This is a genomic window from Streptomyces sp. NPDC016851, assembly GCF_055562795.1.
In genome coordinates this window covers 28,319-47,369 of sequence record NZ_JBVHEP010000021.1, presented here as the reverse complement: position 1 = coordinate 47,369, position 19,051 = coordinate 28,319, and the positions used below count along the sequence as shown (strand labels likewise).

At 70.1% G+C, this 19,051-nt stretch carries 18 protein-coding genes and 2 pseudogenes; 8 read left to right on the top strand and 12 right to left on the bottom strand.

Annotated features, from left to right (window positions below):
* Positions 1-49 precede the first annotated feature (49 nt).
* The 4 genes from ACZ3I3_RS29240 to ACZ3I3_RS29225 all read right to left on the bottom strand — a co-directional run bounded on the left by ACZ3I3_RS29240 (position 50) and on the right by ACZ3I3_RS29225 (position 3,670).
* On the bottom strand, positions 50-2,110 hold the full coding sequence (locus ACZ3I3_RS29240) for a pectinesterase family protein (RefSeq protein ID WP_467369987.1): 2,061 nt from the start codon (positions 2,108-2,110) through the stop codon (positions 50-52).
* Between the two features lie 102 nt (positions 2,111-2,212).
* Complete coding sequence (locus ACZ3I3_RS29235; protein WP_467369985.1) at positions 2,213-3,061, bottom strand: hypothetical protein; 849 nt, start codon at positions 3,059-3,061, stop codon at positions 2,213-2,215.
* A 139-nt stretch (positions 3,062-3,200) separates the two neighbouring features.
* Positions 3,201-3,470, bottom strand: coding sequence for a hypothetical protein (locus ACZ3I3_RS29230; protein WP_467369983.1), 270 nt, complete (start codon positions 3,468-3,470; stop codon positions 3,201-3,203).
* Positions 3,467-3,670, bottom strand: a complete 204-nt coding sequence (locus ACZ3I3_RS29225; RefSeq protein ID WP_467369982.1) for a hypothetical protein — start codon at positions 3,668-3,670, stop codon at positions 3,467-3,469. Before ACZ3I3_RS29225 ends, ACZ3I3_RS29230 begins: the two co-directional genes overlap by 4 nt.
* A 138-nt stretch (positions 3,671-3,808) precedes the next feature.
* Here ACZ3I3_RS29225 and ACZ3I3_RS29220 point away from each other — a divergent pair, with 138 nt between their 5' ends.
* A complete protein-coding gene (locus ACZ3I3_RS29220) occupies positions 3,809-4,636 on the top strand; it encodes a helix-turn-helix domain-containing protein (RefSeq protein WP_467370163.1) in 828 nt (275 codons plus the stop codon).
* A complete protein-coding gene (locus tag ACZ3I3_RS29215; protein ID WP_467369980.1) occupies positions 4,633-4,830 on the top strand; it encodes a DUF397 domain-containing protein in 198 nt (65 codons plus the stop codon). The genes ACZ3I3_RS29220 and ACZ3I3_RS29215 overlap by 4 nt, the downstream gene beginning before the upstream one ends.
* A gap of 701 nt (positions 4,831-5,531) precedes the next feature.
* Here the strand turns inward: ACZ3I3_RS29215 and ACZ3I3_RS29210 are convergent.
* A pseudogene (locus ACZ3I3_RS29210) lies at positions 5,532-5,810 on the bottom strand (hypothetical protein); the annotation flags it as partial.
* A gap of 206 nt (positions 5,811-6,016) precedes the next feature.
* Here ACZ3I3_RS29210 and ACZ3I3_RS29205 point away from each other — a divergent pair.
* Together ACZ3I3_RS29205 and ACZ3I3_RS29200 are read left to right on the top strand one after the other, a co-directional pair.
* Positions 6,017-6,466: a transposase gene (locus tag ACZ3I3_RS29205; RefSeq protein WP_467369978.1), complete on the top strand. Its 450-nt coding sequence runs from the start codon at positions 6,017-6,019 to the stop codon at positions 6,464-6,466.
* Positions 6,467-6,520: 54 nt separating this feature from the next.
* Positions 6,521-7,270 (top strand): class I SAM-dependent methyltransferase, encoded by a 750-nt coding sequence (locus ACZ3I3_RS29200; protein WP_467370162.1) that lies wholly within the window; start codon positions 6,521-6,523, stop codon positions 7,268-7,270.
* Between the two features lie 308 nt (positions 7,271-7,578).
* Here the strand turns inward: ACZ3I3_RS29200 and ACZ3I3_RS29195 are convergent, their stop codons facing one another.
* Positions 7,579-8,760 (bottom strand): cytochrome P450, encoded by a 1,182-nt coding sequence (locus ACZ3I3_RS29195; protein ID WP_467369976.1) that lies wholly within the window; start codon positions 8,758-8,760, stop codon positions 7,579-7,581.
* A gap of 105 nt (positions 8,761-8,865) precedes the next feature.
* Here ACZ3I3_RS29195 and ACZ3I3_RS29190 point away from each other — a divergent pair, with 105 nt between their 5' ends.
* Positions 8,866-9,483 (top strand): TetR/AcrR family transcriptional regulator, encoded by a 618-nt coding sequence (locus ACZ3I3_RS29190; RefSeq protein WP_467369974.1) that lies wholly within the window; start codon positions 8,866-8,868, stop codon positions 9,481-9,483.
* Between the two features lie 80 nt (positions 9,484-9,563).
* On the opposite strand, the pseudogene ACZ3I3_RS29185 reads toward ACZ3I3_RS29190, so the two are convergent.
* The 6 genes and pseudogenes from ACZ3I3_RS29185 to ACZ3I3_RS29160 all read right to left on the bottom strand — a co-directional run.
* Positions 9,564-10,010 (bottom strand): annotated as a pseudogene (locus ACZ3I3_RS29185) (ATP-binding protein); the annotation flags it as partial.
* Between the two features lie 250 nt (positions 10,011-10,260).
* On the bottom strand, positions 10,261-10,908 hold the full coding sequence (locus ACZ3I3_RS29180) for an ABC transporter (protein WP_467369972.1): 648 nt from the start codon (positions 10,906-10,908) through the stop codon (positions 10,261-10,263).
* Complete coding sequence (locus tag ACZ3I3_RS29175; protein ID WP_467369970.1) at positions 10,896-12,410, bottom strand: ABC transporter permease; 1,515 nt, start codon at positions 12,408-12,410, stop codon at positions 10,896-10,898. The genes ACZ3I3_RS29180 and ACZ3I3_RS29175 overlap by 13 nt, the downstream gene beginning before the upstream one ends.
* Complete coding sequence (locus tag ACZ3I3_RS29170) at positions 12,407-13,267, bottom strand: ABC transporter ATP-binding protein (protein ID WP_467369968.1); 861 nt, start codon at positions 13,265-13,267, stop codon at positions 12,407-12,409. Before ACZ3I3_RS29170 ends, ACZ3I3_RS29175 begins: the two co-directional genes overlap by 4 nt.
* Positions 13,264-14,100 carry a zf-HC2 domain-containing protein gene (locus ACZ3I3_RS29165; RefSeq protein WP_467369966.1) on the bottom strand — a complete coding sequence of 279 codons (837 nt, stop codon included), beginning with the start codon at positions 14,098-14,100 and terminating at the stop codon, positions 13,264-13,266. Before ACZ3I3_RS29165 ends, ACZ3I3_RS29170 begins: the two co-directional genes overlap by 4 nt.
* Entirely contained in the window at positions 14,097-14,639 is a 543-nt protein-coding gene (locus ACZ3I3_RS29160) for an RNA polymerase sigma factor (RefSeq protein WP_086602341.1), read from the bottom strand. Before ACZ3I3_RS29160 ends, ACZ3I3_RS29165 begins: the two co-directional genes overlap by 4 nt.
* Before the next feature lie 429 nt (positions 14,640-15,068).
* Here ACZ3I3_RS29160 and ACZ3I3_RS29155 point away from each other — a divergent pair, with 429 nt between their 5' ends.
* Genes ACZ3I3_RS29155 through ACZ3I3_RS29145 form a run of 3 tightly spaced genes read left to right on the top strand, consistent with a single transcriptional unit; the run spans position 15,069 to position 18,878 of the window.
* The gene (locus tag ACZ3I3_RS29155) at positions 15,069-17,300 is read left to right on the top strand and encodes an RNA degradosome polyphosphate kinase (RefSeq protein ID WP_467369964.1); all 2,232 of its coding nucleotides are present in this window, start codon (positions 15,069-15,071) and stop codon (positions 17,298-17,300) included.
* Entirely contained in the window at positions 17,281-18,426 is a 1,146-nt protein-coding gene (locus ACZ3I3_RS29150; protein ID WP_467369962.1) for a CHAD domain-containing protein, read from the top strand. Before ACZ3I3_RS29155 ends, ACZ3I3_RS29150 begins: the two co-directional genes overlap by 20 nt.
* Positions 18,423-18,878: an NUDIX hydrolase gene (locus ACZ3I3_RS29145; RefSeq protein ID WP_467369960.1), complete on the top strand. Its 456-nt coding sequence runs from the start codon at positions 18,423-18,425 to the stop codon at positions 18,876-18,878. Before ACZ3I3_RS29150 ends, ACZ3I3_RS29145 begins: the two co-directional genes overlap by 4 nt.
* Positions 18,879-19,051 lie beyond the last annotated feature (173 nt).

Sequence of the window (19,051 nt, the reverse complement as noted above, 5' to 3'; positions counted from 1 at the left end):
GCCCTTCCGGGTCCGGCGCCGCTCGTCAGCCGGACCCGGAAGGGAGCTTTCAGGACGCCGAGGGCGTCCAGCCCGCGAGCCAGTCCGCGACCTCCTGGTTCGCGGCCTGCGCGTCGGTCAGGTGCGGCCGGTTGGAGCCGGCCGAACCCGCGCCCGCGCCGGTGTTCTTGTACTCGGCGAACCGGTCGTCCTTCCACGAGAAGCCGCTCATGTCGGTCCACGGCGTGGACTTGATCGCGGCACTCAGGCTGGTGTTGCGGACCGTGGTCTGCGGGTCGAGCGAGGCGTCACCACCGGCGTGCCAGGGCCGCCCGAGGTAGAAGCTGCCGCCCGACACGTCACCGTTCACGGTCGAGTTGGCGATCAGGATGCCCTTGCGGTTGGCGGCGGTGCTCGGGGCGGTGACGTAGCCGGCCGAGGTGCCGTCCCAGCGCTTCTTCAGCGTGATGACGGACCTGTCGACGACGGCCGTGGCCCGCCCGAAGATGAAGTCGACGTTGCCGATGACGTAGGAGTTGCTGACGTAGACCCGGCCCAGCCGGTCCTTGGCGGCGGTGTCGAGGAGCAGCGTGTCCTGGTCGCCGCTGACGATGATCCCGTCCAGGAACACCTTGTCGGCGGCGGTCCGCAGCGCGACGGCCTGATGCCCGCTGAGCTGCTGGTTGGCCTTCTCGTCGAAGTCGTTGGAGATGGTCAGGTTGCGCGCCTGGAAGTCGTCGGCCTCGACGGCGACGGTGGCGCTGCCGCCCGTGCCGTACGTGCCGCCGCCGGGCTTGGGCGTTCCGGACGCGTTGTTGTAGACGATCGTCGTGTCCTTGCGGCTGCCGCCGGTGCCCTGGATGGTGACGTGCGGCTTGTTGGACGGAACCTTGACGAGCTCCCGGTACGTCCCCGGCTTGACCGCGATGACGACCCGCGACGGGTTGTTCGCCGGTACGGCGTTCACGGCGGCCTGCACGGTCTTGTACTGCCCGCTGCCGTCCTTGGCCACGGTGAGAGTGGTCGCTTTGGCGGCCTTGGTGGAGGCGGCGGCGGTCTTCCCGACGGAAGCGCGGGGCCCGGCACCGGACTTGAGGATCGACGGAAGGTCGGCGGCCTTGTCGAGGGAGTACGGGTAGTAGGTCTTCGGGTCGAAGGCGGTACCGCCGCTCTCGTTGCGCCCGCTGGTGCCGGAGAAGGAGTTCCCGCGCTGGACGATGGCGGCGCCGCTGTCCTTGATGACGGGGTTCTTGACGCCCTGGAAGAGGGAGTTCTCCAAGACCATCTTCGTCGCGCCGCGCGAGTAGTTGCCGTACGACGACTTGATGTCCGTGCCGGGGGCGTCCTCCAGGAAGTTGTTGTAGAGGTGCGCGTGGGCGGCGTTGTCGGTGGACGGGTTGCGCTGCTCGGTCTCGCGGATCCAGTTGTGGTGGATCGTGATGTCCGTCTTGACGTTCTCGGTCCAGCCGATGCCGAAGGTCTTGTTGTTGTCGCTCAGCTTGTTCCAGGAGACGGTGACGTTCGTGCTGTCCTTGCGGACGTCGATGAGCCCGTCGGCCATGTGCCGCAGATCGTTGTGATCGATCCAGACGTGATGCGCGCCGTCCATCTGGATCGCGTCGAAGTCATGGTCCTTGTCGTTCCACACACCCTGGTACGAGTCCCGGATGGTCAGGTTCCGGATGATCACGTTGTGCACGCCCTGGCCGAGGAAGAACCCACCGCCGACGATGTGCCCGGAGGTCCCGGACCCGACGATGGTCTTGTCGGACTGCACCTTGATCTCTTTGCCGACCGGGTTCATGTTGATCGTGCCGGCGACGACGATGACGTACGGCTCGGCGGCCGTGGCGTACTTCTCCAGCTCGGCCAGCGTCTTCACGGTGACGATCTGGCCGCCGCGCCCGCCGTACGTCCCGTTCTGCCCGAGGGAGTTGACGGAGGCGAACCCGTCGGCGGTGTCGGTGGCCCAGGACGGGGCGGCGGCGGAGGCCTCCTGGGCGGTGAACCCGAGGACGCCGAGGTCGGTGCCGTAGGCGAGGGTGCCGGCGGCGGTCAGGGCCAGCGGCACACCGACCGCCAGGGCCGTGCGGCTTCTGCGGTGCCGGGGCTTGCTGCGCAGCTCACTCATGCGGCGAATCCGTTCCGTGCGGGGGGATGATCCGGGGGTGGGTCGCCGCCCCGCACGGAAAGGTTGCCGTGCTGTGCGTATGTTCCTTACTGCGTATGTCTTTTACTTCACGCAGGAGTTGGGGTCGAGCTTCTCCTCGATCTTGTCCTCGCGGCCGTCGGGCTGGCCGTTGGGGAGGAGCTTGTCGGAGACGCCGTCGATGTAGTACCCGTGGGAGTAGATGGTCCGGTATCCCCGGTCACGCCAGCTGTGCACGGTGTGCTCGCCGTCGCCCTTGTTCCACTGGTAGTCCTCGACGTGGAAGACGGGGTTCACGCGCACCACGCGCTGGTACGGCGTCCAGGTGACGGCGACCTGCCGGCAGGGCGGAATGGTCTTTTCACTCCGGGTCTCGAACTTGGACTCCTTCTCCCAGCCCCACTCGTAGCCGGCACTGCCGCCCACGGTGCCGGAGAAGATGCTCTTGGCGAGGGAGAGGCTGATGGTCCCGCCGACGCTCTTCTTGGCGAACGTCTTGGTGCTGTAGCTGCTGACGAAGGTCTCCTTGTCGTCGGCGGAGCCCTGGTTGCCGATCCACCGGGACGTGCGGACGGTGTCGCCCTTGATGGACCAGGTCGAGGCCTCGGCGTACCCGCACCAGCCGCGGAACAGCTCCCACGGCCCGGCGGGCTTCCACAGCCCGAAGACGTCCCGCAGGTATTCGTCCTGGGTCTTGAACTCACCGGTCTCGACGTTGAGGGCGCCGTAAACGCCCGTCAGGCTGGTCTCCTGGTTGCAGAGCCGCTCGATCATCCGGTCGGTGTCACCGGGGTCGACACCCCGGATGTTGGTCGCCCCAGCGGGCCCGGCCGTCGCGGTCCCCGCGCCGACCAGCAGACCGGACACGGCGAGGGCGGTGGAAGCGGCAACGACGCCGCATTTCCTGAGAGTTGACTTACGAATGAGACGCATGGGGGTCGCTCACTCCTGTGGGGGTTCTGTTACGGCGGTGAAGATGCCAGAACAGGTGCAGGAGTTTGCAGTACTGGTGAGTATGACAGGACATCGACAGCTGGCCGGGTTTCATATCCGGCTTTATCGGCCTCCTGCTTTATCGGCCATCGCCCGCACGGCTACGACTGACCGCGACGCGTAACACGTCCCCCAGGGACTCCACCGCCCTTGCCAGTGCGAAGCGCACGGCGCGTTCACCGGCCTCGGTGTCCCCGAGCACGGCCTTGGCACCCACGAGCACCTGCTCGGCGGAGGCGAGCTGAGCGGCCTCGACGTCGTCGGCGAGCCGCGAGAGGAGGCTGTCGGGGTTGTCGGTGGAGAGGTAACAGGGCTTACCGTCGGCGCCGGTCCAGGGGAGGAGCCTCATGCGAAGACCTCCACGGTGTTCATGTACGGCCGTACGAGCGGGGTGTCGATCACCAAGGGTTCCTCCGTGGCGAGGGGACGGGCGGCGGGTGTCGGCTGAGGTGGGGCCGCCGTGGCTCGGTGACGCCCTCGGGCGGGCAGCAGACTCCGCACGACGAGGAGCAGGACCGACTCGCAGAGTTCAGCGATACGCAGGCGCACGGAAGCGTCCCTTCTCAGGGCAGGCGGGGGGGGTGACGAGCGGTGATTACCGTTCGTGCCTTCATCGTCACTGGTCGCCCGTACGCTGCGGAAGGGGCCAGGTGTTGCCTGGCGCTCCAGGCAACGGTGAGGGGTGACGTGGGCGAAGTGGTTGACGGAGACGGGGAGTCGGGCCGCGCTGTCCTGGGGCGGACGCTGAAGTACTTGAGGGAGCACGCGGGTAAGACACTGGGGCAGTTGGCCGACGAGACCGGGTACGACAAGAGCTACTTGAGCCGCCTGGAGTCAGGCGAGCGGCTGTCCAAGCTGGCTGTCATGGAAGACCTGGACACCTACTACGGGTGCGGTGACCTGCTGGTTCGTCATTGGAGGATCGCTCGGTACGACGCCTTCAAGGACAAGTACAAGAGGTACATGGGGCTGGAGGCGACAGCGCGTCTTCTGCACGTGTACACACCGGATGTTCCAGGACTGCTTCAGACGGAGGAGTTCGCCAGGGAGGTGTTGTCTGGCCCTCAGGCAACAGCTGGCAACGGCGATGAAGTCGAGGAACAGGTGGCCGCGCGCATGGGACGCCAGCTCCTACTCCTCAAGGACCCGGCACCCGGTGCCCGTTTCATCGTCGACGAGTCAGCTTTGCGCCGCCCCTCCGCCAACGCGGACACCTGGAAGAGCCAGTTGCTGCACATCGAGGCCGCCGCCCAGTGGCCGAACGTCGTCATCCAGGTACTGCCCTTCTCAGCAGGGGTGCACCACCTCATGGGCAAGGGATCCTTGACCCTTCTATGGCAAGAGGACGGGAGTGCCGTGGCCTATACAGAAGGCCACAGCTTTGGCCTGTTGATGGACGATCCAGAGGAAGTCCTGCACCACCGTTTGTCCTACGATCAGTTGAGGGATCTGGCGCTGTCCCCGTCGGACTCACTGACGTTCATCAGGGACGTACTGGAGGAGCACGGATCATGAAGCCCACCCTCGATCTCACTACCGCGGTCTGGCGCAAGTCGAGCTACAGCGACGGGGGAGCCAACAACTGCCTCGAGGTCGCCGACAACCACCCCGATATCGTCCCCGTCCGCGACAGCAAGCAGCCGGACGGCCCGATACTCGTGTTCGGCGCAAGCCCCTGGGCGTCGTTCCTCACGTACGTCACCAAGTAACTGTCGGGGCCGCCCGCTTCTTGGCCAGTGTCGTGCTTCCACGGCCTGCCTCAAGGGCGCTTCGCGTCGCCTTCGGCGATGGCCCTGCGGGCCACCCTTGACCCAGGCCGTTCCAGCACGGGAGAGAAGCGAGCGAGCGGCCCGGGGAAAGCGGGGGGCCAAGGCCAGTCGGCCCTCACGTCCGTCGAGAAGCCGACCGGCGGGGAGGGGCGCGGTCGCGCCTCGCCAGCACGCCGGGTGGGCTCAGCGGCGATCCGTGAGTGCGGGGTTCGGTTCGCGCGGGAGCGGCGTGGGGCACGCCGCTCCAGTTCAGCGGCTGAGGGTGACCGGCGAAGGCGTCTTCTCGCCATGGGCCGAGGCCGCTTCGGGGTCATGGAGGAGCAAGTGGAGCGTTCGGGCCAGGATCTGGCGCATAAACCAGGGCTCCGGGAGAAGCCCATGGCCCACCTGCTCCGATTCGCACTCCCGGGCTGCCCCGCCGCCCAACCACCCACCCGCCGATAGCCGCTGAGCCGTCCCGGCGTGCTGGCGAGGCGCGAGCGCGCCCCCGTCGCCGAGCGGCCTCGCTGCCGACAGGAGAGGCCGGCGAACCTGGCCACCCGTTCCTCCCCCGGCCGCCCGCTCGCTTCTCGCCCGTGCTGGAGCGAGCCGAGTCAAGGGGCGGCCGGAGGCCGATCGCCGAAGGCGACGCGGAGCGCCCTTTACTCGGGTCGTGGAAGCACGACACTGGCCGAGAAGCGGGCGGCCCCGACAGTTCCTCTCGACTCCCGGCTCACCTCGCCCAACTCGGCCAGCAGGTGGGCGCGCAGGGCCGCCAGGCCGGGATGCGGATTGTCCGTGCGCCAGAGGAGGGAGCGCGGGTAGACCGGGGTCGGGTCGCGCAGGGGGACGAGGCGCAGGTCTTGGTCGGCCGGCGGGGCCAGCGGGGTGCGTTCGCCGAGGAAGGTCGCCAGGGTCGGGGAGCCCGCGATGGTGTCGAGGCCCGTACGGCTTTGAGGTCCACGGCGACCTGGTAGATGCACAACCTGAAGTTGCCGTAAGAACGGGTCGGTTATTGGAACCGCCCCCGGCCCAGCCGGCTGGACCCCTACAAGCCCTACCTGGAAGAGCGGTTCGCCGCGGGCTGCTGGAACGTCACCCTCCTGCACCGCGAGCTCCTCGCCGAGAACGCCCCGTCACTTATCAGATGGTCCGCGCCTACATCGCCACCCTGCGTGCCACCCCGCCGCAGGCGCCGCCTCCACCGCCGACGGTGCGCAAGGTGACCAGCTGGCTCACCCGCCACCCCACAGCCCTGAGCGAGGAAGACCGCGCCGCGCTGAAAGGCGTCCTGGCCCGCTGCCTCGAGCTGGACGCCGCCGCCGGGCACGTCCGCGACTTCGGCGAGATGATGGCCCACCGCCTCGGTCCCACGCTCCCTGCCTGGATCGACGCCGTCGACGGCAGTCAGCTGCCGGGCCTCACCAACTTCGCCCTCCACCTGCTCCGGGACCTCGACGCCGTGACGGCCGGACTCACCCTGCACTGGAGCTCCGGCGGCACCGAAGGCGCCGTGAACCGCATCAAAAAGATCAAGAGGCAGCTCTACGGCCGGGCGGGATTCGAACTGCTCCGCAAGATGATCCTGCTGCAGTGACCCGCCGTCGATATTCGAGTGAACGTACGGAAGGGACTGCGTAGGGTGACCAGTGTGGACCCAGCTGACTTCTACACCGGCATCGTCGCGGAGCTCTACGGACCGCTGAAGGCCTTCTCCCAGGACCCCGAGCCCTATGCGGCCTTCATTCAGCAAGTCGGCATGCCGGCCTTGGAGCTGGGGTGCGGAGACGGTGAGCCCCTGCTCGAACTGCGCCGACGCGGCCTGGACGTCGACGGCGTCGACTCGTCCGCCGACATGCTGGAGCGACTCCGGCACCGCGCAGGCGAACAAGACATCCGTGCCACCGTGTTCCACCAGCGCATGGAGGCTTTGAACCTGCCCCGCCGCTACCGGGCGATCTTCCTCGCCGGGCCGACCTTCACCCTGCTCCCCGACGACGCCACAGCGCTCGCCGCCCTGCGCGGCATCCGCGCTCACCTGGCTGAGGGCGGCACCGCCCTGGTGCCCCTGTTCACCCCCGCACCGACCCCCGCCGAACAGATCGGCCGAGTGCGCACGTCCGCCGCACCCGACGGCGCCGATCTCCGGGTATCCGTCGTCGCCGAGCAACGCGACGAGACAGCCCGGACACAGACGACGCTTCTACGCTACGAACGGCACCACGGCTCAGACAGCACCATCGAAGAGCGCCCATGGATCATGCATTGGTACACCCGGGACCAGTTCGAGAAGCTGGCCACGACCGCCGGCCTGGCCGTGACCGCGGTCACCGATTCGGACGGCAAACCACCCCCCGCCGATGGCACCGACCTGCTGCACTACCGACTCCGAACCACCTGACCGCCTCGCCTCTGAGAAGGCCCGGGATCACCCTCCGCCACCGGTCCCCAAGATCTGTGCCAGAACCGAGAAGTGACAACACCGGAGGCCGCAACTGATCCATGCCTTGCGCCTGGGTGAGTTTGATCCAGACGATCGTGGTCCGATGCGGGCATCCGCTGGACGCGTTAGTCGGGGAGGTGTCTGCGGGCGGTGCTTGAAGGGCCGGATGGCGGTGGGGAGCCGGCAGCGAAGGGGCATTGCTCAAACTCGCAGACGTCGCGCCGCAAGTCGCCGAGCACACGTCGTTCTTCTCGACCTTGATCGGCCTACCAGGTGACCGGAAGTTCACGCACGCCGTAGACCGTCATGGCCGACCGCAGTGGCACTTCCTCGGGCGCGACAGTGAGACGTAGTGCCGGGAAGCGGCGAAGCAGTGCGGGCAGGGCGATGCGCATTTCGGCGCGGGCCAGTCGCTGCCCGAGGCACCGGTGGAGGCCGTGACCGAACGCGAGGTGTCCGGCCGTGGAGCGGGTGAGGTCAAGTGCGTCCGGGTCGGCGAAATGGTCAGCATCCCGGTTCGCCGCGGAAAGTGCGACAGTGACGGACTCGCCGGCCTTGATCAGGCAGCCGTGGAGCTCGATGTCCTCGAGCGCGACGCGGACCACGTGATGGATGATCGTGAGATAACGCAGCAGTTCCTCGACCACTGCAGGGGCGTCTTCCTCCTTGTCGCGGACCTCGGCTAACTGTGCGGGGTTGGCCAGCAGAGCGAAAGTGCCCAGCGCGAGCATGTTCGTCGTCGTCTCATGCCCGGCGATCAGGAGCAGGAGCGCCAGTCCGGCTCTCTCGTCCGCAGTAAGTCCCTCGTGCGCAGCGAGCCCGCTGAGCACATCTTCCTCTGGCCAGGAACGCTTGTGGCGCAGCAGGTCCCGTAGATATGCCATGAGCTCCCTGACCGCCTCCTGCCGGCATTCCGGTGTGAGGTCGACGTTCAAGAGCGTGGCGGCGTTCCGCTGGAAGTCCTGCCTGTCGGAGTAGGGCACCCCGAGCAGTTCGCCGATTACTTGTGACGGGACCGGCAGCGCGAATGCCTTGAACAAGTCGGCCGGGCCCCCGGCGAGCTCCATCGCGTTCAACTGGTCATTGACGATCGCTTCGATCTCCGGTTCGAGGAGCTTTATCCGGCGCACCGTGAAGTCACCGGTGAGCAACCGCCGATAGTGGTCGTGCTCGGGTGGGTCCATGCGGAGGAAGAATCCCGGCGGCACGGGCACGCTTGCCGGCTGGGCAATCGGTGAGCGCATGTGGTCCGGGCGGACGCTGAATCGGGGATCTGCCAGGATCGCCCGTGCTGCGGCGTAGCCGGTCACCAACCACCCCTGACCACCGTCGACGTAGGTCATCCGATGGATCGGGCCGAGCCCTTGCCGGCGGCGCAGTTCCTCGGGCGGATCGAACGGGTTCTGGCGGGCCGTGGGCATGACCAGTGCCGGGGACGTGCTCTCCATCGGCCGCTCCTCGGTCGGTACGGACCTCCCGATAAAACATCACTCAATGCAAAACGTCAATGAATGCAAAATTACATCGCATGCGGTAAGCGGTAAGGTGCTGTCGTGACCAGCGAACCAGGGCTGCGCCAGCGGAAGAAGATGCGCACGAGGCAAGCGCTCATCGAAGGCGCTCTGCGACTGTTCGCCGAGAAGGGTTACGACCAGACAACCGTGGCGGAGATCGCGGCCACCGCAGACATCGCGACACGGACCTTCTTCAGCTACTTCGACAGCAAGGACGACATCGTCTTCTTCGACGACAGGTCGCGGCTGGAGCGCGCGGTCGAGATCATCGGAGAACGGCAGCCCGGCGAACCGGTGGCCGACCTGCTGCGGCGCGTCATCGACCAGAGTGTTTTCGCGGACACGGACTCGGAGTTGGCGCGGAAGGTCGGCCCGGCTCGGACCCGGCTGATCGCGTCGGTCCCGGCACTTCAGGCGCGCGAACTGCACCTGCTGTTCGACATCCAGCTACAGCTGACCGAAGCGCTCCACCTCGCTTGCCCCGAGCTGGACCTCGTCGAGGCCGCCGCGGCGGTGGGCTCGCTGGTCGGGGCGATCAAGGTCGTCGTCGCCGCATGCCAAAAGCAGGGCAACCGGCCGGAGCAGACCTACAAAGCCGTTCAAAGGGCCACCGACATCGCGATCGACGGCCTCAACTCGCTCCCCCGCCCGGCTTAGCGTGTTCAGCGCACGCGCACTCGGTCGTGGCACGGATAGCGTGAACGCGATCTCTGGCCGGTTTTTGAGGCTCGGACGGGTCAGCCTGAGGCTGCGCTCTGCGCCCGGGCGGCCCGGGTGCTGGCGAGCCGGTAGGAGTCGGTGCCGGTCTCGATGATGTTCCCGCCGAAGGTGAGGCGGTCGACGATGGCCGCGCAAAGCCGCGGATCGGCGAATGTCTTTGTCCACCCTCCAAACGACTCGTTGGAGGCGATGGCGACGCTGTTCTTCTCCTCCCGCTCCGTCAGCACCTGGAACAGCAGCTCAGCGCCCCTGCGGTCCAGCTCCATGTAGCCAAGTTCGTCTATGTAGAGGAGATCGACGCGTCCGTAGCGGGCGATGGTCTTGGTCAGGACTTTCTCGTCCGCGGCTTCGACCAGCTCGTTGACCAGTCTGGTGGCGAGTGTGTAGCGGACGCGGAAGCCGGCCATGGCGGCCTCGGTGCCGAGCGCGATCAGCAGGTGGGACTTGCCAGTGCCGGAGTCGCCGAATGGACGAGCACGGGGCGGAGGCGGTGACCTTGGCCACTGCTGCAGCCGTTGCCCGACGATCACAAAACCAACCAGGCGGAATACTCGATGCATTAGGGATTGAGGCTCAGAAAGCGGTCGACGGCGATCTCGATGACGACCAGGTCCAACGGGGCGGGCGGGCCGCGCGGTAGCGACCGGTAACCACCTCAGCGCCTCCGAGTGCGGCTCCCCCTGTAGGCAGGGGCCCGGTCACCCCCGGAGCGTGTCACCGCCCCCACACCACCGGCCAAGCCCTCCGCCGCAGCGGCTCCACCACACCCAACGCACCGACGAGCACCGCCCCGGCCAGCAGCACCGCCCACCGGTCGTGCGCCGCCGCCCACCGCTCGTCCTCCACCGGCACGAACAGCGCCCACCGCCCGGGCCAGAACAGCGCGGCCAGTACCGCCGAGGTCAGCAGGCCGGTCGCGACCGGCAGGCCCGGCCGTGCGGCCTCGCTGCACCGCACCGCGACCGCCGCACCGGCCACCGCCAGGGCGAACGCCGCCCCGGCCTCCAGCGTGATGTCGGCGACCGGCGGCCGTAGCTCCGGCGGTACGAGCAGCAGTGCTGCCGTCCACCAGGCCGCTGCGGCCGGGACGACCAGGACCACTCGCAGCGCGACGCGGACCGGGCGCGGGACCGGCACGGTGGCCGTGGTGTGCCGGGCCGGGTCGTCCAGGAGGAAGACCAGGCCCAGCGCGAAGGCCAGGACCGCGGCACGCAGCAGGTGCAGGGAGAGGCGCTCGCCCGTCTCGCCGGTGATCCGGGAGAGCGCGGCGAGCAGCAGTCCCGCCGCGCCGGCCGCGCCGACCACGCCCCACGGCAGGGTCCGGCAGGCCATGACGACCAACTCCCCGCTCAGTCGAGGCACTTGTCGTCCCCCTCGGGCGCCTTCACACCCAGCAGGGCCGCCGCCCGGGCCGCCGTCACCTTCGGCTCGGTCAGTTCGGCCCAGTGGGACTTCACGCGGGCGGTGACCTCGCCGCGGGGGCGGTCCAGCAGTTCGCGCAGGACCTCCGTCTGGGCGTCCGTCATGTACATCCCGTCCGTCGGCTGGAGCACCAAGGACGAGCCGCTCACGCTGTCTTCGAGGCGGACGCGGCGCAGGGCCGCCACCGGGTCGGACTCCCAGCCCAGGGCCAGCCACATGACGGTGACCATGCGGCCGTCGCACATCGAGGTGGACGCCTTCTCGTTCCCCGCGACCAGCACACCGGCCACGGCCGCCGAGAACTCGGGGACGCGGTTTCCACCCCACCGGGTGCGCACGGTCACCTCGTGCGGACGCTCCAGGGGTGTCAGCGCGGCATCGCCGGAGAGCCCGTAGCGGGCCTCGATCCGCTGCCGTACGACGATCTTCTGCTCATGGGCGCTGCCACCGGCCAGGGACCGCACCCGGTCCACGACCCCGGCCCAGTCCGCGACCCGCGTACCCCACTCGGGGAACGCGCAGTACGTCGCCCCGTCCCGACGGACACAGGTCTGCACCTGCTCCGGGTGCACGGTGGCCCTCTCCCGGGCCTTGTCCAGCTCGGGCGAGTCGCCGCCGGCCTGGGCGACCCCGCCCACCAGCGTCATGGCCACCGCCCCGGCGACCCCGGCCATCACCCACGGCTTACGGCCACCGGCGACCAGCACCGCCACCAGACCCGCGCACAGCGCCAGCCCGGCCAGATACAGCGCGTGCCAGGAGGCGGGACGGCCGATGAGGTCGGACGGCAGCGTGCCGGTGGTCGGCTCGACCACCACCGGCATGAGCCACCGGGTCCCGCCGTCGCTCATGCCGCCCGTGAAGAACATGAGCGAGAACAGGAAGAACACGACCGTCAGCGGGGCGGCGATCGGCGACCTCACCAGCACGGCCATGAGCAGTCCGACCAGCCCGGCCAGCAGCACGATCAGCGGCCCCACGAGCAGTTCGGCCACCGAACCGTGCCCGATCGCCCCGGGCCTGAGCGCTTCCCGGCCGAACTCCGCGGCCACGCACACGGCGGTGAGCAGGGCGGCGGCCACGACCGACAGCGCATGGGCGACCGTACGCCGCCACGGCGGGAGGACCAGCACCGAGAGGTGGTGCTCCGTCCCGTGCCGTCGGGAGCGCAGCGCGGCGAAGTTGACGGACAACAGGACCGCGAGGCCGACCAGCATCGGCGCGCTCTGGGTGGCGCGGTCGACGTCCTGGAGGGCCGGGTAGCCGTCCCAGTCCTTCCCGCCGCGCCACACGGTCCAGCCGATGTACACGGCGAAGGCGATGACCACCGGCAGCCTCGTCAGCAGCCGGCGCGTCTCGAACAGGGCCAGGGCCGCCACGGCCGCTCCCGAGGACCCGGGCCGCACATCGGACACGACCGGCTTCTCCACCACAGTGGTCATGCCGCCACCTCCACGGCGTCGCCGTCGAGGGTGAGCAGGTAGCCGTCCTCCAGGGTGGGTTCGAGCAGTTCGGCGCCGTCCGGCGGATCCCCGACGTTCCGGAAGGACCCGGTCCCCGTACGCCACCCGGCCTTGGCGCCCGGATCGCGTTCCGTGCTGCTCCACACCCGCCCGGCGGCCCGCGCCGTCAGCTCGGCCGGAGTGCCCTCGAACCGCACCCGGCCGCCGGCCATGACCAGCACCCGGTGGCAGAGCATCGCCACGTCCTCGGTCTGGTGGGTGGACAGCAGTACCGTGCGTCCCTCCCCGGCCCCCGCGATCAGCTCCCGGAACCGCATGCGCTGTTCGGGGTCCAGCCCGACGGTGGGCTCGTCCAGCACCAGGAAGCCGGGGTCCCCGACCAGGGCGGCGCCCAGGGCGACCCGCTGCCGCATGCCGCCGGACAGCTTGCGGATGCGCTTGCCCCGCACGTCGGCCAGGCCCACCTCGTCGAGCACGCGCCGCACCTCGCGGTGCCGGGCGGCCCGGCCGGTCATCTCCTTGAGGATCGCGACGTAGTCGACGAACTCGAAGGCGGTGAAGTCCGGGTGGAACCCCGGCGTCTGCGGTAGATAGCCCAGCCTGCGCCGTACCTCCTGCCTGCCCCGCGCGGTGCCCGGGTCCTGCCCGAGCACGGTGAAGGCGCCCCGGTCGGCGGGCAGGGCCGTGGCGAGGACCCGCAGCAGCGTGGTCTTGCCGGCACCGTTGGGGCCGAGCAGCCCGGTGACGCCGCCGGTCAGCCGCAGCGACACGTCGTCGAGGGCGCGGGTGCCGCCGTAGCGGAGGCTGAGCCCGGAGGCGGACACGGTCGGAGTCATACGGCACGTCCCTGGAAGAGGTCGAAGCGGTCACGGAAGAGGAAGAGCAGCCCGGCGGCGAGCGCGGCGACCAGCGCCGCCACGCCCTGCCCGGCGGCGGTGAACGGCGCGAGCGGCACCTCGGGCCCGGCCCGTAGCGCCTCGGCCAGCACGAGCATCCCGACCCACGCCCCGCCGGCCAGCGACGGCGCGAGCACCGGCCCCAGCCGGGGTGTCAGCGCGAGCCCGGTCGCGGTGAGCGCGAGCGAGGGCAGCAGCCAGGCCAGCGCGCGCAGTCCGTACCCGGGCAGCGCGAGCGTCGCGAGGCCGTTCAGCCCCAGCACCACGCCCAGGACCGCCACCGTCCGGATCATCAGCAGCCGGAACCCGTGCATCGGCGCGACGACGGCCATCTCGTACGTCGGATCCAGCGCGGGCCCGTACGACAGGGCCACGCCCGCCAGCGGCAGCAGCGGCGCGAGAGCGAGGAACAGCATCGGGAACTCCCCGCTGTGCGCGACATGCCCCGCCCCGACGCTCAGCAGCAGCACGAGGACGACGGCCCCCAGCCACGACCGCCGCAGCACCGGCGCCGCCGCCAGCAGCCGCGCGGTGTGCCCGGCCACCCCCGCCCGCACCAGCAGCGACTCCAGCAGCCCCACCCGGGGTGCGTCGAGCTCGGCGTCGAGCCGCTCCCACCCCGCGTCGAGCGCGACCGGGTCGCTCACCTCGGCGAGCACGCCCCGGCACGCGGCGCAGGCGCCCAGGTGCGCGTCGGCGGACCACAGGGCCGGTGCCGCCAGCTCGCCGCGCGCGTAGGCGCGCAGATCCTCTTCAGGCACGTGCCAGCTCATGCCAACGCCTCCCGCAGCTGCTTGCGGGCCCGCATCGCCCGCGTCTTGACCGTCCCCGGCGGAATCCCCAGCAGCACGGCGGCCTCCCGGGTCGTCAGGCCGTCGATGACGGTCGCCTGCAACACCGCCCGCAGCTCCGGCGACAGCCGGACCAGTGCGCCGGCGAGGTCCCCGTGCTCCACCCCCGCGAGCACGCGCTCCTCCGCCGACACCTCGTCCCGGTGCCGCAGCCGCGCCAGCGCCTGCCGCAGCCGCCCGCGTGCCCCGTCACCGCGCAGCGCGTCCACCAGCCGCCGCGACCCGATGCGCCACAGCCACCCGGCCACATCGCCCTCCTCCCGGTAGCGGGCCTTGCCCCGCCACACCGCGAGGAACGTCTCCTGCACGACGTCGTCGACGACACCCAGGTCGGCGCACCGGCCCCGCAGCCGGGCTCGGAGCCACGGCGCGTACCGCCGGTACAGCTCCTCGAAGGCACGCCGGTCGGCGTCCGCGGCGACGGCCCGCAGCAGCTCCCCGTCGCTTCTCGTTTCGCTCACGTCTCCTCATCGGACCGCCCGGCTCGAACGGTTCACGAAAGCACGCTCGACTTTCGGGCCCGCTACGTCCGGATCGTCCAGCAGGCCGAACAAGCCCTGCGCCCGCCTTCGCCCTCCTGGCCCGCCGTCCCCCTGAACCGGGCCTGGGGGCGATCGCGGGGGCCGTCCACAGCCTGTGGACAGCCCCCGCATGACCCGACCGCCCTCTCCGAGACCCCCGCGAGCCGCCCCCCGCTATCCCACACGTCATGTCTCCGTAACCATCGATTCAGACGAGCTTGCGAGGCTCGGCCAATGACTCCCGCCGTGCCAGAGCCTTCACCGCCCCCAGAGGGGCCTGCGGGGAACGGGACCACTCATGTGACGCCCCCGATCCCGCCCGCGCTTTCCGACGCGCCCGTGATGCTCGCGGCGCGGAAGAATGGGGCCATGAGCCAGCCGAACACCCAGGCCAAGGTCCAGCACGCGCAGCCCTCCGTGGGCTCCATCGCAGCCCACCGCCCGCACACCATCGCGGCGGCCGTCTCCGAACTCGAACCCGACATCGACGCCGACCTCGACGCGTACGAGGAGTCGCCGTACGACGGCCCCCAGCTGCCGCAGGGCCGTTTCCTCGACCGGGAGCGAAGCTGGCTCGCGTTCAACGAACGCGTTCTCGAACTCGCCGAGGACCCGAACACGCCGCTGCTGGAGCGGGCCAACTTCCTCGCGATCTTCGCCAGCAACCTGGACGAGTTCTTCATGGTCCGGGTGGCCGGCCTGAAGCGCCGCATCGCCACCGGCGTGGCCACCCGCTCCGCCTCCGGTCTCCAGCCCCGCGAGGTACTGGAGATGATCTGGGCCCGCTCCCGCGAGATCATGGCCCGGCACGCCGCCTGCTACCACGAGGACGTCGCTCCCGCACTCGCGGAGGAGGGCATCCACCTGGTCCGCTGGAGCGAGCTCCAGGAGAAGGAGCAGGCCCGCCTGTTCACCCTGTTCCGGCACCAGATCTTCCCCGTCCTGACCCCGCTCGCGGTCGACCCGGCCCACCCCTTCCCGTACATCTCCGGCCTGTCCCTGAACCTGGCCGTCGTCGTACGGAACCCGGTCACGGGCCACAAGCACTTCGCCCGCGTCAAGGTGCCGCCGCTGCTGTCCCGCTTCCTGGAGAGCTCCCCGGGCCGCTACGTCCCCATCGAGGACGTCATCGCCGCCCACCTGGAGGAGCTGTTCCCGGGCATGGAGGTGCTGGAGCACCACGCCTTCCGCCTCACCAGGAACGAGGACCTGGAGGTCGAGGAGGACGACGCCGAGAACCTCCTCCAGGCCCTGGAGAAGGAGCTCATGCGGCGCCGCTTCGGGCCGCCGGTGCGCCTGGAGGTCGAGGAGTCCATCGACCGCGAGGTCCTGGACCTGCTGGTGCGCGAGCTGAAGATCAGCGAGGCCGAGGTGTACCCGCTGCCGGGTCCGCTGGACCTCACGGGCCTGTTCCGGATCGCCTCCCTCGACCGGCCCGAGCTGAAGTACCGCAAGTTCGTCGCCGGCACCCACCGCGACCTCGCCGAGGTCGAGTCGGCGTCCGCGCCGGACATCTTCGCCGCCCTGCGCGAGCGGGACGTCCTGCTGCACCACCCGTACGACTCGTTCTCCACCTCCGTCCAGGCCTTCCTGGAGCAGGCCGCCGGCGACCCGGACGTCCTGGCGATCAAGCAGACCCTGTACCGGACCTCGGGCGACTCCCCCATAGTCGACGCCCTCATCGAGGCCGCCGAGACCGGCAAGCAGGTCCTGGTCCTGGTCGAGATCAAGGCCCGCTTCGACGAGCACGCCAACATCAAGTGGGCGCGCAAGCTGGAGGAGGCCGGCTGCCACGTGGTCTACGGCCTGGTCGGCCTGAAGACCCACTGCAAGCTCTCCCTGGTGGTCCGCCAGGAGGGCGAGACGCTCCGCCGCTACAGCCACGTCGGCACCGGCAACTACCACCCGAAGACGGCCCGCCTCTACGAGGACCTCGGCCTGCTCACAGCCGACCCGCAGGTCGGCGCGGACCTCTCGGACCTCTTCAACCGCCTCTCCGGCTACTCCCGCCGCGAGACCTACCGCCGCCTCCTCGTCGCCCCCAAGTCGCTGCGCGACGGCCTGGTGTCGCGGATCACCAAGGAGATCCAGCACCACCGCGCCGGACGGCCCGCGTACGTCCGCATCAAGGTCAACTCGATGGTCGACGAGGCCGTCATCGACGCCTGCTACCGGGCGGCCCAGGCGGGCGTGCCGGTGGACGTGTGGGTGCGCGGCATCTGCGCGCTGCGCCCGGGCGTGGCGGGCCTGTCGGAGAACATCCGGGTCCGCTCCATCCTCGGCCGCTTCCTGGAGCACTCCCGTGTCTTCGCCTTCGGCAACGGCGGCGAGCCCGAGATCTGGTTCGGCAGCGCCGACATGATGCACCGCAACCTCGACCGCCGGATAGAAGCCCTGGTCCGGGTCACCGACCCGGCCCACCGGGCGGCCCTGAACCGGCTGCTGGAGACCGGCGTGTCCGACGCCACCGCCTCCTGGCACCTCGGCCCGGACGGCGACTGGACCCGGCATGCGACCGACGCGGACGGCCAGCCCCTGCGCAACGTCCAGGAGATGCTCATAGACGCCCGGAGGCGCCGGCGTGGCACAGCAACACCTTGACCCGACGGACCCCCTGGCCGGGCCCGCCCCCACCGGGGACACCCTCGCGGGTTACCTGCGGGCCCAGGCCACGGAGTTCCTCCGCGCGCTGCGCCTGCACCGGGAGACGGGTTCCGGGGCGAACGGCTCGGAGGGGTCCGTCGAGGCCGCCCGCGCGCTGCGCCGCTCGGCCCGCCGCATCAGCGCCAGCCTGCACACGTTCCAGCCCCTCCTCGACACGGACTGGTGCGAGGGCATGCGCCCCGAACTGGCCTGGGTCTCGGGCACCCTGGCCATGGAACACGCGTACACGGCCCGCCTGGAACGCCTGCTGAACGCCTTGCACCGCTTGTCGGGTTCCACGGCGCTGCCTGCCCAGGTGGGTGCTGAAGCCGCCCCAGCTGCGGGCAGTCGTGCCGCTGGGGCGGCACCCGTCCCAACGAGAGCGGCACCCCGCGACGCCGGGCTGCGCAACCCCCCGCCCCCAGCACAAGAGCGCGGCAACCTGACAGTCGGAGCAGCAAAGGCAGGCGCCCTACTAGACCGCCAGCTGAACCTCGCCCGCACCCGAGCCCACTCCACCGCCCTCCAAGCCCTCGGCTCCAGCCGCTTCCACGCCATCGCGGACAAGGTCGCCGTCCTGGCCAGCGAGGTCCCACTGAACACATCCGCGGCCACCACAGACCTCCGCCCCCTCGCCACCGCCGCGAAGGACCGCCTCGCCGACGCCGTAACCGCCCTCCCCCTCGTCACCGCGGGCCATCCGTACAACGCCGCCGCGCTCATCCACGGCCTGTCCCCGGACACGGTCCCGCACCCGCAGGACGCCCCATGGCACCAGGTCCGCCTGCTGCTGCGCCTGCACCGCTACGCCCGCGAAGCCGTCAGCGGCCCGAAGGGCAACGCCGTCGTCGACCTGCGCCTGCTCTCCGCAGGCCAGGCCCTGAACCGCCACCGCGACGCCTCGGAGGCGGCGGCAGCGGCGGCCCAGGCGGCCCGTACCCCCCGGATCGCCCCGGCCACGGCCTACGCCCTCGGCGTGCTCCACGCCGACCAGCGGCATGAGGTGGAGGCGGCACGCTTCGCGTTCCAGCAGGCCTGGCAGGAGGAGGAGGCGGCGGCGGCGGAGACGGTGAGCACCCGGTGAGTCCGAGTTCCGGCTCCCCCGAGGACACCACCGTGCAGGCGGCCGGCTGCGTCCTGTGGCGCCGCTCCCCCGTCACCGGCGGGCTGGAACTCTGCCTCGTGCACCGGCCGAAGTACGACGACTGGTCGTGGCCGAAAGGCAAGCTGAAGCGCGGCGAGGAACCGCTCGCCGGCGCCCTGCGCGAGGTTGCGGAGGAGACGGGCTGCCGGGCCGAGCCGGGCGCCGAGCTGCCCACCCAGCGCTATCGGGCGGACGGCCGCCCCAAGCAGGTCCGCTACTGGGCGGCCGAGGCGGTGTCCTGCGCGTTCTCCCCGACGGACGAGGTGGACCGGGTGCTGTGGCTGACACCTTTCGCCGCCCGCGCCCGCCTCACCCAACCCCACGACCGCACCTTGGTCGACGCGCTGCTCGCCGTGCTGAACCCGCCGCAACAGGCCGGAAGACCGGACTGAGCCCCTCCGGTACGGAAAGCGGAACCCGCACGTGCTCTCCCCGTGAGCATTCCGTGACCTAACCACACCGTCGGCAGGGGTTCACCCCTCGTTCATGTCTGGCCATCGGCGCCTTCATCTGATCTGCCTAATTTCGGCCGTACCAGATGCGAGCCGCGCCTGTTGTGCGCGGG

Excerpts from the sequence above, each read along its gene's own strand:
- ACZ3I3_RS29240 (WP_467369987.1), bottom strand. The coding sequence starts at position 2,110 with ATGAGTGAGCTGCGCAGCAAGCCCCGGCACCGCAGAAGCCGCACGGCC.
- ACZ3I3_RS29235 (WP_467369985.1), bottom strand. The coding sequence starts at position 3,061 with ATGCGTCTCATTCGTAAGTCAACTCTCAGGAAATGCGGCGTCGTTGCC.
- ACZ3I3_RS29230 (WP_467369983.1), bottom strand. The coding sequence starts at position 3,470 with ATGAGGCTCCTCCCCTGGACCGGCGCCGACGGTAAGCCCTGTTACCTC.
- ACZ3I3_RS29215 (WP_467369980.1), top strand. The coding sequence starts at position 4,633 with ATGAAGCCCACCCTCGATCTCACTACCGCGGTCTGGCGCAAGTCGAGC.
- ACZ3I3_RS29205 (WP_467369978.1), top strand. The coding sequence starts at position 6,017 with ATGGTCCGCGCCTACATCGCCACCCTGCGTGCCACCCCGCCGCAGGCG.
- ACZ3I3_RS29195 (WP_467369976.1), bottom strand. The coding sequence starts at position 8,760 with ATGGAGAGCACGTCCCCGGCACTGGTCATGCCCACGGCCCGCCAGAAC.
- ACZ3I3_RS29175 (WP_467369970.1), bottom strand. The coding sequence starts at position 12,410 with ATGACCACTGTGGTGGAGAAGCCGGTCGTGTCCGATGTGCGGCCCGGG.
- ACZ3I3_RS29170 (WP_467369968.1), bottom strand. The coding sequence starts at position 13,267 with ATGACTCCGACCGTGTCCGCCTCCGGGCTCAGCCTCCGCTACGGCGGC.
- ACZ3I3_RS29165 (WP_467369966.1), bottom strand. The coding sequence starts at position 14,100 with ATGAGCTGGCACGTGCCTGAAGAGGATCTGCGCGCCTACGCGCGCGGC.
- ACZ3I3_RS29155 (WP_467369964.1), top strand. The coding sequence starts at position 15,069 with ATGAGCCAGCCGAACACCCAGGCCAAGGTCCAGCACGCGCAGCCCTCC.